We start from the raw sequence: 15005 nt of genomic DNA, 5'->3' as shown, positions 1-15005 counted from the left end.
GCCTTCACTCATCTACTTCCGGGTGCCGTATGTTGCTGTTCGCGCACACGTGCGACGACAACCGTAGCACTCTCCCCCCACACTCTGCAGGGACGATTCAGACCGCGACACACCATTAGCTTAGTCCCGGTCCGGCACCGTCCATCGGACACCCCTCACAGCCCGTAAACCCGGCGCGTGGTGGCTGCCGTCGCTTTGGCCACCTGAGCCAGGGGGCAGTCCAAGGCATCGGCCATGGCACGCAGGGTGTAGGGAATCATGTATGGGGAGTTAGTGCGCCCCCGGTAGGGCATGGGACTCAGATAGGGCGCATCGGTCTCCACCATGATGTGGTCCATGCCGACCACAGACAGGGCCTGGCGGATTCCCTCGTTGCCTTTGTAGGAGACTGTCCCCGAGAAACTCAAATACCAGCCATGCTCGGCAGCGACCTGAGCCATCTTCGCATCCCCCGAATAAGAGTGGAAGATCGTGCGCTCGGGAGCGCCGTCCTCCAGCAGGGTCTCGACGACCTGGCGGTGAGCGTCGCGGTCGTGGATCTGCACAGGCAGGTCCAGCTCCTTGGCCAGGGCGATGTGTTCGCGGAAGGCCTGGCGTTGGATTTCTTCGGCCCCCTGTCCTGTTCGGAAGAGGTCCATGCCCGTCTCCCCGATGGCCACCACCTGGTCGGGATATGCGCGAGCCAGACGGGCGACCTCCTCAAGCGCCTGCTCGAAAGAAACCTCATGCCAGGGCTGATATTGCAGTGGCAGTCCATCCGGCCCCGGCACCCCTCGATGGCCGTGCAGGACGGCCTCATTGGGATGGATGGCCAGGGCCGCGTGAACCACCCCGGGATGGGCCAGGGCCAGGTCCACAGCCGTCTGCAGATGGGGCAGCTCGCAGCCTACGTCGATGGCCCCGACCACGCCCACAGCCCGGGCCCTTTCCAGCTGCTGGTCGACCGTGCGAACGGGGACCGGATTTTGCCCGCGCTCCCTGGCCTGCCGATCCATCTCCTGGGCGAAGGGGACCACGGAGGCCATGTGGGTATGATCGTCGATGACTTCAATGCCTTCGGGCAGCGGCTCGGGGTCGGGAGCCCAGCTGCGGTCGCGATGATGCCTGCTCATGGTCCACAGTCTAGGAACCCGTGCGGCCCAAACCGCGACCCGCCCGGACGACCGGCTCTGCCAAAAGGAAGGGCGGCAGCTAGAATCGCCCATGACGGCCCTGGAACGGCCGGAACGAAGGGGCGAAGAAGCGCCCGCCGCCGCGGTACCGTTGCCGTAAGCAGGAAAGGTGGAACATGTCTACGGATTGGCAACCCTCGTTCGAGGCGACCAGTGCCTACCTCTTCGTTCACTTCACCGGACACGAACAGACCGAGACGGACGAGCAGCTCTACTTCGCCCTCAGTCGCGATGGCCTGCACTGGCATGACCTGCGGGCCCGGGGAGACCCGGTGCTGACCTGGAGCGAGGGCGAGGGCGGCGTGCGCGACCCCTATGTCGTCCGGGGACCAGACGGCCTCTTCCACATCATCGCCACCGATCTGTCCGTCTTCCACAGGGGCGGCTGGCAGGAGGGCCGGGCCACCGTGGACGGATCCACCGGCCTGGTCATCTGGGATTCGCCTGACCTGGCCCACTGGGGCAGGCCGCGCCTGGTGGATGTGGCCTCAGCCATTCCCAAGGCCGGCATGGCCTGGGCGCCGGAGGCCTGCTGGGATGCCGACAGGGAGCAATGGATAGTCTTCTGGGCCACGGCTGCAGCCGACAGCGCCAAAGACCCGGCTGCGGCCGACCTGGCCAACGAGCTGGGCAACGGCATCAACATGTACTACGCCATCAGCACTGACCTGATCACCTTCTCCCGCCCGGTCAAGTGGATCGACCGCAGCAACGGGATCATCGACACAACCATGCTCAAGGCGCCCGACGGCTGGTGGTACCGGGCCTCCAAGGATGATCAAATCACCTTGGAATGCACCCTCAATCCCTATGCGGCCACCCATGAGCTGGTGCGCACGGACGATGACCAAGCCTGGTCCTACCTGTCCAACCTGACCGACATCTTCGGCCAGGGACGCTACTCCTCACGCTATTTGGAGGGCCCTGAGCTCTTCCTCTACAACGATGCCGATGCCGCTGGGCCTGACGGACGGGCCATGCCTTTCGGCCTGATTTGCGACCAGTTTGCCGAGGGCCGGGGCTATCTGCCCTTCCGCTCGGCCGACCTGTCCTCCAGAGAGCCTCAGGACTGGACCTTGGTCAACGACATGGACTTCGGCCGACTGACCAAGCGCCATGGCTCCATCATGCCCATCACCGAGAGCGAGTATCGGATTTTGAAGCGGACTCTGACCCGCTGACTCGCTTCTTGGCAGGTTCGAGCACGCGTAGGCCCATACCTGTCAGCAATGCCCACATGAGCGTGACGACAATTCCTCTCCGTCCACATGCAGGTACATGACATAGATCCCGATGACCGGCGGCGCAACGCGGGGCCGCTCCACTACTCCACCAAGGTATCGCACGTGCCCTGCGCTCGGGTCGGTCCGGCATCTTTACATGATCGTGCCGAACCTGGAGAACGGCTACTACGCCAGGAATCTGAAGTTGCTTATCCTGATCAGCCGGTATGACAATACCAATGAGCTCCGCCAGATCCAGGAACTGCACTCCTACAAGTTTGACAGGCTCTTCGTACGTTCCAGCCACAACAGCGCCCTAACAATCCAGCAGGTGGCCAAGGATGTCGCAATCACCGGCTTCGAGGGGATTGAACCGGGAGCCTACTCCGTCCCCACCCTGACCACCGTGGCAGTGGATTTCACTGAGATGGCGCGGATGGCCATTTCCATGATGCTGGATCATGTGGGTCAGCAGGAGGGTCAGGAAGATCCGGGCCGAACCCCTCGCAGAGCGATCGTGGGCTACCATCTGCTGGAGCGGGAATCCACCCTGGGAATCCATGCTGCAGACACGGTTCAAAGGGACCCGGGAACTCAGCCGAAATCCATATAGTCGATGCAGGCCCGGACGTAGGTTATGGTGTCGGCTACGTTGCTCAACCCCAGGATGGCGTGATCAGACAGGCCGGGCACCTGCCTCCAGCGCGATGAGCGGGAAAGATCCAGTCCCATGGCATGGGACGGATTCGATACCCGCCGTCCCTTGGAGTCCACCAGAACGCCTTGGCTGGCTAACCGCCGCAGGTCACCGCCCTTCAATCCTTGCGAGGGCTTAGCCACCAGCCCGCGCTTACACAGATCGGAAAGAGGCCCGTCGGGGCGATCACCATGTTGATCTGGCCTTCAGTGACCCGGGTCATGGCCTTGGCCGAATCGTCGTAGCCCTGGCCATTCAGCGTCAGGGTCGCCTCCATGTCCACCAGCCGCCCATCCTTGATTCCCCGGTCGCGCATGAATCCCTGTTTGATGCGGTCAAACCCCTCCTCATGGGCGCTCATGTTGAAGCCCTGAACTGAAAAGAAGCGGGTCCGGCAGCCTGGTCAGTCTGGTGACGACCAGGCCGACCAGCAGGGCCAGTACCAGACCGGCGGCCAGAATACCAGGAAGAAAGTGCTGGGCGAGGTATGACCAACGCTCATTCGGCGGCAAGTGCCTGAAGATGGTCCACTTGGACTGTCCGGCGTGGGGATCCTCCGATGCCAGAACCCCCAAGGCATCCTGCTGGTCGGAGCTCAGCCCATATTGATCGCTCTGACGCTCATCCATGCCTGACCTCCCCGTCCGCGACGCTTACCAGCCCAGTCTAGATCCAGAACGAACAAGGGGCCGATGGGGGTTGGTCATCCCCGTCAACCCCTTGGACACCAGGCGCAGTGGCCCACCCCTCAAAGGGCCCTGGGCCCGGTGCCGATAATGATAGCCTCGTCGATCACTTGATGCCGGTCATGGCGATGCCTTGCACGAAGCTCTTCTGGATGAAGAAGAAGATGACCAGCAAGGGCAGTGCCGAGATCAGGGCGCCTGCCATGACCACGCCATAGGGCGTGACCGAGGAGCCATGGCCGGTCAGCATGGCCAGACCGGCAGTGATGGTCCTTGTCTCCGGGCGGCTGGTCATGATCAATGGCCAGAGCAGGTCGTTCCAGTTGCCCATGAAGTTGAACATGGTCACTACCAGCACCGAGGACTTGGCGTTGGGCAGGATAATCTGCCAGAAGATGCGGAACTCGCCGGCACCATCGATGCGAGCCGCGTTGTCCAGATCTTTGGGCAGGGAGATGAAGAACTGCCGCATCAGGAAGATGCCGCCCACATCAGCCAGCCTGGGGATGATGATGCCCCAGTAAGAGTTGACCAGACCCATGCTTGCCAGCAGCTTGTAGACCGGGATCAGCAGGGCCATGCCAGGGATCATCATGGTGGCGATCAGGATTCCCAGCAGGAAGCCGCGCCCCTTGAAGTCGATCCTAGAGAGCCCGTAGGCGGCCAGGGAGTCGAAGAAGACCGAGAAGACCGTCACAGCACCGGCGAAAATCACTGTGTTCATCAGTTGCTTGCCGATGGGCATCCGCTGGAAGAGCGAGGTGTAGTTGTCCAGGGTGAATGAGGAGGGAATCACCTTGGGCGGCCAGGTCTGGGTCAGCTTGTTGGGCGTAAAGGAGGTGATCAGCACGATCAGCAAGGGGAAGATGATGATCACCGTCATCAGGATCAGCAGGAAGTAGGTCAGGACCCTGGCCACCATGTGTCGGGCATGGGCCCTCCTGAGCAGCTTATCGTGCTCGATTGCGGTAGGAGTCGACTGGCTCATCCGATTTCCTCCTTCTCATGCTTGTTGTTCCAGACCAGCTGGATAACGCCGATGATCAGCGTCATGATCAGCAGGACATAGGACAGGGCCGATGCATAGCCCATCTTGCCGTTGCCGAAGGCCTCGGTGTAGATGCGGTAGACGATGGTCTCCGTGGCGCGGTCGGGGCCTCCGGATGTCAGGATGAAGACCTGGTCGAAGACCTGGAAGGATCCGATCAGTCCGAAGATGACCACGTAGTTAAAGGTGGGCATCAGCCCTGGCAGGGTGATGTGCAGGAAGCGCTGCCAGGCGTTGGCTCCATCCAGGGAGGCCGCCTCGTACAGGTCCGGGTTGATCCCCTGCAGGCCGGCCAGGAAGATGACCATGAAATAGCCGAAGTTCTTCCATACGGTGATGAAAATGATGGTGGCCAGGGCCGTGGACTTGGTTCCCAGCAGATCCATGTGCTGGATGCCGAAGAGCACCTTGCCCCAGTAGGGTATGAGACCCAGTGATGGCGAGAGAAGGAAGCTCCAGGCGATGGAGGCCACAGTCAGCGAGATGATGTAGGGCATGAACAGGCAGGTGCGGAAGAAGCCGACCCCCTTGATGTCCTTGCGGTTGAGCAACAGGGCGAAGGCCAGGGCCACGATGACCACCAACGGCGCGTAGACGACCGCGTAGATGACCGTGTTGCGGAAGTCGGTCCAGAAGTCCGCGTTGGTGAAAAGCTCGACGTAGTTGTGCAGACCGACGAAGATGCCCTTGCGGTTGATGCGGTCGGTAGTCAGCGAGGTGAAGAAGGTCTTGATGGTCGGGTAAAAGACGAAGACCGACAGGACGATCAGGGCCGGGGCTATGAAGCTAAGCCCGATCCGGATATTGCGCCTGGAAAGGGTCTTCTTGTTGTCCTTGATGACCGCGTCGGCGCCCTGCGCGGATGGGATCCCAGTGGTAGTGGACATAGGTACTCCAAAGTGCCGCCCGGACGCCGGGCCCGGGCGACGGTCAGCCATGAGGGACCGGCCGACGGCGCTGCAGGCCGCCAGGCCGACTCCTCAGGGGCGGATGTTCAATCAGTCCTCAGCCTTGTACTCATCCAGATACTTCTGGATTTTGTTGGAGGCTTTGGATAGCGAGGCGGAAATGTCATCGTCAGTGCGGGCGGTGTTCTGGGTCACCGAATCCAGGGTGGACGAGATATCCGCGAAGCCGCCCTTGAGGCCGGCAATGCCGATGTAGGAGTTGTCCGTATTCTCGGAGACCTTGGCGATCAGGGGGCGCTTGGAGAGCTCGTCGGTGGTCACGGTCTTGTTGTTGGGCGGATAGGCGGAGCCCAGCGACCACATGACCTGGTTGTCATGGTTGTTGTAGTACTTGAAGAAGGCGTAGATGCCCTTCTTCTTGGCCTCGTCCTTGACCTGCGAGGTGACCCACCAATACAGACCGGTGGAACCGGTGTTGGAGCCCTTCTTGCCGTCGGGGTAGACATAGGTGCCGTCTCCGTTGGGCACGGGGAACAGATCGTGCTTGATGCCCTTGTCGGTAGCTGCCTGGTCCTCCCAGGGGCCGACGATGACCATGGCCGACTGGCCGGACTCGAAGGACTCGCGTGCAGCGGTGTCATCCATGCCGGTCTTGGAGTAACCACCCTTGTAGAACTCGCGCATCTTCTGCAGGAAGGCCTTGTTCTGCTCGGAGTTGATGGTGACCTTGCCCTTGGTGCTGTACAGGCCGGTGCCGTTGCCCTTCATGAAGGCCGCCCATCCCGAGTCGGACAGGGCCATGCCGTACTGGGAACCGTCACCCTTGGTCAACTTCTTGGCCACATCCAGGAGCTGGTCCCAAGTCTTGGGATAATCCTGGTCGGTCAGGCCGGCAGCCTTCCACATATCGGTGTTGTACCAGACGGTAGTGGGCGCGTAGCCCATGGGAACCGCGCACTGCTGCTTCTTGCCGTCGATGGTGAACTCGGTCTGCTTGGTCACGTTGGGCAGGTAGTTCTTGGTCTCGTTGGAGGGATCGTCATAGAAGTCCTGCACGCACTGGAAGGTGCCGTCTATGGACCAGCCCTGGCCGTTGTCGGCGCCGGTGGTGACGAAGTCCGGGCCGTCGCCCGAGGTGACCTTGGTGACCATGGTCTCGCCGATGGTGCTCCAGGGCTGCAGCTGGGCGTCGATGTGGTACTTCTTCTGGGACTTGTTAAAGTTCTCGACGATCTTTTTCAGAGTCTTGCCATCGGCCTCGGAGAATCCGTGCCACATGACGATGTTGGTAACGCCGTCCTTGCCCTTGGCATCCTTGCCACCACTGCCGGAACCGCAGGCCGAGAGCCCCACGGTGCTGAGCGTGGCGAGCGCGATCGCGGCTACCGCAGCCTTTCTGATTGCCTTCATTGTCTCTGTCCTTTCGACATCAAGCAACGGTTACAAAGGAACCGATGACGGCCGAAACAACCATGTCCTGCCCATCTGGTCCAATGGCTTGCATCGCCTGGTCACGCTCCCAGATACGTGAACGTAGCCCACGCCTTTGTAAACCGACATCTTTCTAACGTTGCAAATGATATATTACTCTCTTCTCCAACGATGTACAAGCGTGTCGGGCATAGCCCGGTTATACCGCTCAATGGCTGCCATCGGGAGGCAGGATCTGGCGGCTCGTCGGGGTCCACCGATCATCAGGCAGCGGTCGTCCGAAGTCCGGGCCATGGTCGGTCCAAGTGACCAGTCCAACCCTGGCATGGCGGTTGGGATCGAAGAGGGGATCACCCTCGATATGTGTGTAGTTGCGAGCATGATAGATCATCAGGTCCTGGCTGCCATCCTCGCTGACTGTGAAGCAGTTGTGGCCGGGCCCATACTGATGGTTCTCCTCAGCCGTTTTGAAGACGGGGTGATCGCTCTTGGTCCAACTGGCAGGATCCAGCAGGTCGGCATCCTCACAGGCGGTCAGCATGCCCACCGCGTAAGGGACCCCGGTGCCCGAGGCCGAGTAGGTCAGGTAGATCATGCCCTGGTGAAGCATGACAGCCGGGCCCTCGTTGACCTTGAAATCAATGCATTCCCAGTCGTATTCGGGCTTGGAGAGCAGGACAGGATCAGTGGCCAGGGTCCAGGGATTGGCCATGCGGGCGATGTAGAGATTGGAATTGCCCTCGATGGCTGGATCCTTCTGGGCCCAAATCAGGTACTGGCTGCCCCCGATCACCGCTGTGGTGGCATCCAGGGAGAAGGAGTCGATCGGGGTGTGGATTTGCCCCTTCTCGATCCACTCGTCATCCATGGGGTCTTTGCCGGTATTCTCCAGCACATACATGCGATGGGTGGGCAGATCGGCGGAGCCGAAGTCCTCCTCGGCAGCCGCGAAGTAGATATACCAAGCCCCACTGATCCGGTGGAGTTCGGGCGCCCATATATACCTGCTCATGGGGCCGGACTCGTGCTTGTGCCAGATGGTGCGCTCAGGGGCGGCCTGCAGGTCGTCCAGCCTGGCGGCGGCGCGCAGGATGATTCTGTCGTAGGCCGGGTAGGAGGCGGTGAAATAGTAGAGGTTCCTATGCCTGATGACCCAGGGATCGGCCCGCTGGAGTACCAGGGGATTGTGGTATGCGCTCATCATGTGTTCCTATCACGAAGACGGAGGTACTGGTCTATATGACCAATATACAACGTTGAATATCAGCGAGCTGCCCACCCTCCGCCGGGCGCTCGAATTCGAAGGCGGAGGGCGGCTTGGGCAGTGGGCCCGGTCGGGTTCAGCCTTGGGCTCGGCGAATGGCAGTGAACACCAGTGCGCCCAGACCCAAGACAAGGGCCGCGGATGCGGCTGCGACGGGAGCCGACAGGGCCGATCCGGCCGAGGGAAGACGACCAGCCTTGCCTTCCTTGCCGGACCGACCTGCAGGTGCACGAGTGGAGTCCGCGGCGGGAACAGTCGCATGACCGCTATCGCCATCGGCCTCCTCTTGAACCTTGGGACCGGCCAGGGGACGCGAGCCCCAGATGGCCGCGGCACCTGCTGCCTGGGAGACATCGGCACCGGCATCGGTGAAGACATCGCCGCCCAATCCTGAGAAGAAGACGACCGGATGGCCCTGCTCATCAAGCTGTCGGCCCAGCCTGGCCCGATAGACGCCGTGCAACAGAGTGCCCGGATCCGCCGAGTCCACCTTGATGGTCAGATCGCCACCAGTCGCCGTCCAAGAGCCCTGCACCTGGCCGCCCAGCCGACCGCCAGCCAGCAGGCTCACTGACACGGACCGGTAGATTGCCGGGCTGAGCAGGCCGGATCCCGCATAGTAACGGACCGGATCATGGACCACCACCTGGTAGTCGCCGACCACCTGGCTGGAGGAGACCCTGCCCACCGGATTCCGGTATTCGAAGGGCGTCATGACCAGCCATCCGTCAGGGGTCTGGACCATCTGCTTGACCCGGACCTGATGTTCCTCCAAGTTGCCCGCAGCGCGCACGAAGCGAGTATGGTAAACGTTAAAGACGCGATCCTCGTCAATCAACAGCGCATTGCCTCCCTGGGAGGTCAGCACCTGGTCCTGTCCAGGCTGGGCGAAGGAGGAGTCGATCCGCAGACCCCGGTTGGCATCCAGATCGTTCATTGCACGCCCATAGACGGCCGGCTTGCCGTTCTGGTCCATGTAGGGGCCGGTAATGGAACGGGAGCGGAATTCACGCATCTGGTAGCCCCCGGTCTGCCCGAGTCCGCCGTAAGAAAGCATCAGATACCACCAGTCACCCTGACGGACCAGGGCGGTGCCTTCGCCTGAGTTGCCGAAGCCTCCGGCGAGTTTGTGCCCGTAGTAGGCGTCGGACTGGTTGGCCTGGGTGGGGTAGGTGGTGGAGTAGTCGCGCAGGCCGGTCTTGGGGTCCAGCCGGATCATCCAGATGCCGCCGAACCAGGAGCCGAAGCTCATCCACAGGCCCCCCTGCCCGTCATCCTTGACACAGGCGTCAATCGCATTGATGCCCGTATCCGTGAGGCTGGCATAACGCGACAAATCGGCATTGGGGCCCAGCACCTTGGGAACGTCAGTAGCCTCCACGTTGGACTTCTGGAAGCCGGAGTAGACCACTGGGCCCACCAGGCTCCAGTCCCCCTCGATGTCGTCGGCCGTCAGCAGGACGATGACCGACTTCTGGAAGGGGAACCCTCCCCCGTTCAGGCTCAGGTACATGCACCACTTCTTCATGGTGGCGTTGTAGTAGACCTCGGGCGCCCACATGTTGCCGGTCACGTCCGGGTTGGAGGACTGCTTGGGCCATGCCTTCCAGATAGGATCCAGAATGCGCTGGTAATCCCGGCTCAGATTGTTGGTGAATGGCTCCCAATGCTTGAGGTCGGTGCTGCGGGCCCAGGCCCGATGCGAGCCGAAGACATAGTAGCGCCCTCCGGCCTTGACCACGGAAGGGTCATGCACAGAGACGCGCGAGTAGGCGTTCTGACCGTCCTTGGATGTACCCCTGACAATAAGCCGGTAGTCCTGCTGGATGGCTTTAGCGTCTCGGGAGGACCTCGAGGCCTTGCTCGCTTGCAGCCGGGCCGTCAGCGTGATTGGGACATCCCGCTTGCCGGGGACCACATGGGCCCTCCCGGTGGCAGCATTGACACTGACTGTTCCAGGCGCAGAAGAGGTCCACCCCACCGAGGCGACAGTAGTTGAGACCGGCAGGTTGAAATCACCGTCTACGGCTGCGGGAACCGCCAGTGATGCGGCCTGCTGGTTGATCAGATCTCCAAGGTCCTCCGAGGGCAGGGTGGCGACGATCTGGTCGGCATTCAGGGCCTGCGGATAGACGGCAAATGACTGCACTGCGCCATGGAAGAGGGCGTCGCCTATGCCGGGGTATCGGGACTGGCCGATTACGTTGTGGTGGTGGTCTCCAAAGGCGGCGGGATTGACCGTGGCCTTGCCCTCAGCCACCTGCAAACCGTTGATATAGAGCCGAACCATGTTGTTCTTGCCGTCGATGGTGGCGGTCAACGTGGAGAAGCGGTCATTGGGCAGGTTCTTGGATGCCGGCAGATATGTCTCGCCTTGGCCGTTGGCCTTGGAAGTGATGGAGGTGTACAGGGAGGTATGGGTGGAGGCGGTCCAGGAGCCGACAGCCTGCTGGCCGGTCCCCCCTAGCGACCAGAGATAGGTCCAGGGGCCTGAGGCGTTGAACCGGTCGTTGCGCACGCGGATGGACACCGTGGCGCTGGCGTGTCCGCTCAGTATGTCATCGGGAAGCTTGACATAAGTGGATCCATCGAACAGGAGCGCATCGTCGTTCTTGGCCGCCCCTGTCGGCCGGCCATTGGCATCCAGGATGCGGGCCGGGCCAAAGGATGAGCCTGTGACAGTATTGTTTGCCTCCTTGGCTCCTGCGGCAAGGGCTGAAAAATCGTAGCCGAGCAGGGGCTGCGGCTGACTGGCGGACATCCTGGTTGTAGCGCTGCCATCTGCTGGGGACTGATCAGCCCAGGCTGGAGACGCGACTGTGCCGCCCGCCAGTATCATGCCCACGAGGGCCGCCGCTGCAACCCCTCCTCGGCTCCGTCGTCCTGCGTCTGATGACGATTGATGACGCATGTTCACACCTTTCCGCATCGGCATCGGAGCGGCCGCGCTCCGACCGGCAGGCCTCCATGGCCCGCCGGTGCCGCATCAAATCATTTGAGAACGTCTTCAGTATATTATAACGTTAGAAATTCAGAAATCCAAGACACCCGAAAAAGCACATCAGCGATCAGACGGCGATCTCGTTTCCGGGTAGGGCACGGGTTGAATTGCGGACCACCAGCGAGGAGGATACCTTGCGGAAGACGTGCTCGCCCTCTTTGGTGTTCAGCGGCTGGACCCCATTGATCCTGTCCTTGAGAACACGGACCGAGAGCCTGGCCACGGCCTTGAGCCCGGGCGAGATACTGGTCAACGAGGGCGACAGATACTGGGAATCATCGGAATTGTCGAAACCGATTACCGAGATGTCGTCCGGCACCGACATGCCATGCATTTGTATGGAATGCAGAACCCCTGCCGCCAGCATGTCGTTCAGGGCCACCACCCCGTCGGGGACAATGCCCTGGTCCAGCAGGGCATTCATGGCGTTGACCCCGTCGATGCGATGCCACATGCGCGATGGGGCCACCAACCGGGGATCGTAGTCCAGGCCGGCCTCCTCAAGACCCTGTCTGTACCCTTCCAAGCGAAGAGCAGCCGAACCAAGCTTCTCGCCGGGATGGGTGCCGATGACCGCCACCCGACGGCAACCAGTGTTAATCAGATAGGCGGTGGCGTGCTTGGCGCCCTCCACGTTCTCCGTGGCCACATGATCAAACTGATCGCTGAAGATCCGCTCCCCCACAACCACCAGAGGATAGTCCACCCGCAGCTGGTCCAGATCGTCCATGCCCAGCTCCAGCGGGCTGTAGATGAGGCCGTCGATCATGGATCGCTGGGAGCCGTGCAGAGCCTCGATTTCACCCTCGCGCGAGTAGAGGGTGGGCTCCACCAGAACCCGCATGCCCAGCTTCTTGGCCTCCTCGATGACCAAGGAGGAGAGCTGAGCGAAGTAAGGCATTGCCAGATCAGGTATGGCCAAAGAGATCATCCCCGTGAAGCCCAGCCGCAGGTTTCTGGCCGGCACATTGACCCGGTAGCCCAGCTCCTCTATGGCCTTGTTGACCTTGCCTCTAGTAGCCTTGGAGACGAATTCATAGTCATTGACCACATTGGAGACGGTCTTGACCGACACTCCTGCGGCCTGGGCCACATCCTTCATAGTCGGGGTGGAACCACGTCCTGTGCCGGGGGAATCGGCTAAACTCATAAGACCCTAACCTCCAAGGTTACCGTGGCACGGGTGGGGTCGAGCTCCTCATCCGTTTGCATATCCAATACGGGCATCCCCTCAGCGGACCAATGTACCCGTCGTACCTGACTGTCGCGGCCAAGGTAGCGGTCCTGGTCATGCTCGGCATTGTGGAAAACGTAGATCATGGTGCCGTCTTCGTCCTGGGACCACATACCGTGGCCGGTGCCCAGCTGCCAATAGCCATTGTACTTCCCGGACTTCTGCAATGGGTAGTCCAGCTTCTTCCACACGCCGGGATCGCATAGATCGGCCCCAACACCGGCCGGCGCGGTCACCAGTCCGGTGGTGTAGTCGATGCCCACCAGGGAGCCGGAATAAATTAGGAAGATCAGGCCGTCGTGGATCACGGCATTGGGCCCCTCAGCAATCATGTTGTCCCAGGCGAACTCGGGGACGATGATCTGGCGTGGCGTGCTGGTCAGACGGTCGGGGCGGGCAGGGTCGAAGGCGGCGATCCAGACCGAGCCCAGCTGCTGCCAGGCGTAATACCAGCGGCCGGTATCGTGCAGGACCGTCATGTCCAGGCTGATGCGCTGGATGGGGTTGAGAGGGGTGCCTTCGGCCCGCAGAATGGGTCGGGGGCTGTCCCAGTTCTCAGGCTGGCGAGGGTCCAGATCCCGGCCCTGGTCGTCGCGGCGCAGCTGCATGATATGGCAGCAGCCCGTCCACATGTCCGGCTTCCCGGCCCGATCGTTGGCGGTCCCGTCAGGGTTGGTCCGCGGACCATCGAAGCAAGGCATGAAGAGGATGGAGAGCCTGCCTCCGATCAGATGGATCTCCGGGGCCCAGAAACAGCCGGTCATGACTCGGCCTTCGCTGTTGCGATCGCCCCTGCGCAGCAGGTCCACCTCCTTTTCATGACCGCCGGCCTGATCGCTCAGGCCTTCGATGGTGTCAGCGACCCGTAGGGGCATGTGCGTGTGCCCGTTCAAGGGGTCGACGCAATTGCCATCCGCATCCTCGGTGGCGATGAACATGAACAGGCGCCGGCCCCTCCAGGACCAGCGGAAAATGGAGGGATCGGCACGTTGCCGAGCGAAGGGGACCGGGTAAGCCGTCTGCCGGACCCGTCCGCCTATCAGCCTGGTCTCTCCATGATTCAGACGACCCAGGGCCAGGTCACTGGCCAGACGATCCAATTGGCTCTGATCCCAGTCCACCCCGCGCAAGGCGGCAGACCCATCGCTGTAGAGGAGCCGTGCCTGGGCCTGCCGGGCCGACTCCAGACCGTCGCCTCGGAACACCTGAACCGGATCCACTTTCACGCCGGTGTTATAGATGCGGCCGAACCGTTCCAGCAGGCCGCGCTCGCAATCGGCGCGGATCAGCACCACATTGCCGGCCAGAATGCCCTTCATGCCGCAGTCCTCCTCCAGGGCGCGCCGCCGGTCCATGGACAGGGGGTCGCCCTGGACCAGAGAATCGTCATCCTCCAGGATCTTCATGTCGGCCACCATGCCCATCCGCGTCGGATCGTCCACCGTGGCCGTGCACAGCCGCCCGCGGTCGTCGTCCCAGTAAAGCCGGCAGCCCTGGCCATCGTCCAGAAGCCGCGCCCTGGGCCGGTGGATCCCATGAGCGCCCAGGATATGGACCTGTGGCAGCCGTCGGTAGGTCAGCAGGTCCGGCGAAAGAGCCGTCAGGAAGGAGTCGGCCTGGGAGCCGTCCGACTGGCCGCCCCTGGCCACCCTGGTGGCCAGAATGACGAAGGCGCCGTCCCTCAGGGGCAGCAGGAAGGGGTCGATCAGGCTCTTGAGGACCAGATCCTGCCCTGGGACCACCGCCAGTTCCTGGGCCGCCTGGGATGCCTGGCCATCGTCGACATTGTCGTCGCCATCAGCATCAGCATTGGACCCTTCGCCTTGCTGAGCGTCCAGTCCAGGGTTGTGCCCGCCCTCTTGCGGTGCTGCCTCGCCTGGCAGGGCAGCCCCGGCCGTGCAGGCCCCACGGGCACTATCCGGCACAGACTTGGTGGGCACAGCAGCAGCGAAGAAGATGCCGTAGCCGCCGTTCAGGGGCTCCCAACGGCCGGTCGCCCGCGATCGCAGGGCCAGGTGCATGCTCAGAGCGACATCTTCGTTGTTGGCCTCCTGCCGATCAGTGGGACGCCGGGTGTAGCACATGAGCGCAACCCCATCCCCAGATTCTCGTCCACCGTCCAGAACATCCTCACCCATGACGATTCCTTCCATCCGGCTTGCCGGCTTCAACGCCGACGACTATCGTTTCTAACGATAGAAATTATACATGGAGATCAGTCCACGACGCCTGATGACCGCATGGATGAGGCCGGGCTGTTTGCTCATCCGAACCGACTTCGCAAGGTCGGCCATGCGCCGCGGGTCGTCATCGATGTCGATCGGGCTGCCTTCACGGAAAG

General features: G+C 61.9%; 13 protein-coding genes. 2 read left to right on the top strand and 11 right to left on the bottom strand.

Annotation, left to right across the window (positions count from 1 at the left end; genetic code table 11):
• Positions 1-155: 155 nt before the first annotated feature.
• Positions 156-1112, bottom strand: a complete 957-nt coding sequence (locus J3T92_RS05940) for a TatD family hydrolase (RefSeq protein ID WP_267400395.1) — start codon at positions 1110-1112, stop codon at positions 156-158.
• Between the two features lie 176 nt (positions 1113-1288).
• Here J3T92_RS05940 and J3T92_RS05935 point away from each other — a divergent pair, with 176 nt between their 5' ends.
• Together J3T92_RS05935 and J3T92_RS05930 are read left to right on the top strand one after the other, a co-directional pair.
• Entirely contained in the window at positions 1289-2353 is a 1065-nt protein-coding gene (locus J3T92_RS05935; RefSeq protein WP_267400394.1) for a glycoside hydrolase family 43 protein, read from the top strand.
• A 199-nt stretch (positions 2354-2552) separates the two neighbouring features.
• Entirely contained in the window at positions 2553-3008 is a 456-nt protein-coding gene (locus J3T92_RS05930; protein ID WP_267400393.1) for a substrate-binding domain-containing protein, read from the top strand.
• Here the strand turns inward: J3T92_RS05930 and J3T92_RS05925 are convergent.
• The 10 genes from J3T92_RS05925 to J3T92_RS05880 all read right to left on the bottom strand — a co-directional run bounded on the left by J3T92_RS05925 (position 2990) and on the right by J3T92_RS05880 (position 14802).
• A complete protein-coding gene (locus J3T92_RS05925; RefSeq protein WP_267400392.1) occupies positions 2990-3235 on the bottom strand; it encodes a hypothetical protein in 246 nt (81 codons plus the stop codon). The two genes, J3T92_RS05930 and J3T92_RS05925, sit on opposite strands and share 19 nt — an antisense overlap.
• The gene (locus J3T92_RS05920; protein ID WP_267400391.1) at positions 3211-3453 is read right to left on the bottom strand and encodes a hypothetical protein; all 243 of its coding nucleotides are present in this window, start codon (positions 3451-3453) and stop codon (positions 3211-3213) included. Before J3T92_RS05920 ends, J3T92_RS05925 begins: the two co-directional genes overlap by 25 nt.
• The gene (locus tag J3T92_RS05915; RefSeq protein WP_267400390.1) at positions 3440-3721 is read right to left on the bottom strand and encodes a hypothetical protein; all 282 of its coding nucleotides are present in this window, start codon (positions 3719-3721) and stop codon (positions 3440-3442) included. Before J3T92_RS05915 ends, J3T92_RS05920 begins: the two co-directional genes overlap by 14 nt.
• A gap of 163 nt (positions 3722-3884) precedes the next feature.
• Complete coding sequence (locus J3T92_RS05910; RefSeq protein WP_267400389.1) at positions 3885-4766, bottom strand: carbohydrate ABC transporter permease; 882 nt, start codon at positions 4764-4766, stop codon at positions 3885-3887.
• On the bottom strand, positions 4763-5713 hold the full coding sequence (locus J3T92_RS05905) for a carbohydrate ABC transporter permease (protein ID WP_267400387.1): 951 nt from the start codon (positions 5711-5713) through the stop codon (positions 4763-4765). The genes J3T92_RS05910 and J3T92_RS05905 overlap by 4 nt, the downstream gene beginning before the upstream one ends.
• Before the next feature lie 111 nt (positions 5714-5824).
• Positions 5825-7144: an ABC transporter substrate-binding protein gene (locus J3T92_RS05900; protein WP_267400385.1), complete on the bottom strand. Its 1320-nt coding sequence runs from the start codon at positions 7142-7144 to the stop codon at positions 5825-5827.
• A 229-nt stretch (positions 7145-7373) separates the two neighbouring features.
• Positions 7374-8366, bottom strand: coding sequence for a family 43 glycosylhydrolase (locus tag J3T92_RS05895; protein WP_267400611.1), 993 nt, complete (start codon positions 8364-8366; stop codon positions 7374-7376).
• Between the two features lie 139 nt (positions 8367-8505).
• Positions 8506-11340 carry a family 43 glycosylhydrolase gene (locus tag J3T92_RS05890; RefSeq protein ID WP_267400383.1) on the bottom strand — a complete coding sequence of 945 codons (2835 nt, stop codon included), beginning with the start codon at positions 11338-11340 and terminating at the stop codon, positions 8506-8508.
• A gap of 157 nt (positions 11341-11497) precedes the next feature.
• A complete protein-coding gene (locus J3T92_RS05885) occupies positions 11498-12580 on the bottom strand; it encodes a LacI family DNA-binding transcriptional regulator (RefSeq protein WP_220236737.1) in 1083 nt (360 codons plus the stop codon).
• Entirely contained in the window at positions 12577-14802 is a 2226-nt protein-coding gene (locus J3T92_RS05880; RefSeq protein ID WP_267400371.1) for a family 43 glycosylhydrolase, read from the bottom strand. The genes J3T92_RS05885 and J3T92_RS05880 overlap by 4 nt, the downstream gene beginning before the upstream one ends.
• Between the last annotated feature and the right edge of the window lie 203 nt (positions 14803-15005).

This window comes from Bifidobacterium sp. B4081 (assembly GCF_026537335.1).
Taxonomy (GTDB): domain Bacteria; phylum Actinomycetota; class Actinomycetes; order Actinomycetales; family Bifidobacteriaceae; genus Bombiscardovia.
The sequence above is the reverse complement of the archived record's forward strand: the minus strand, read 5'-3'. Positions and strand labels throughout refer to the sequence as shown.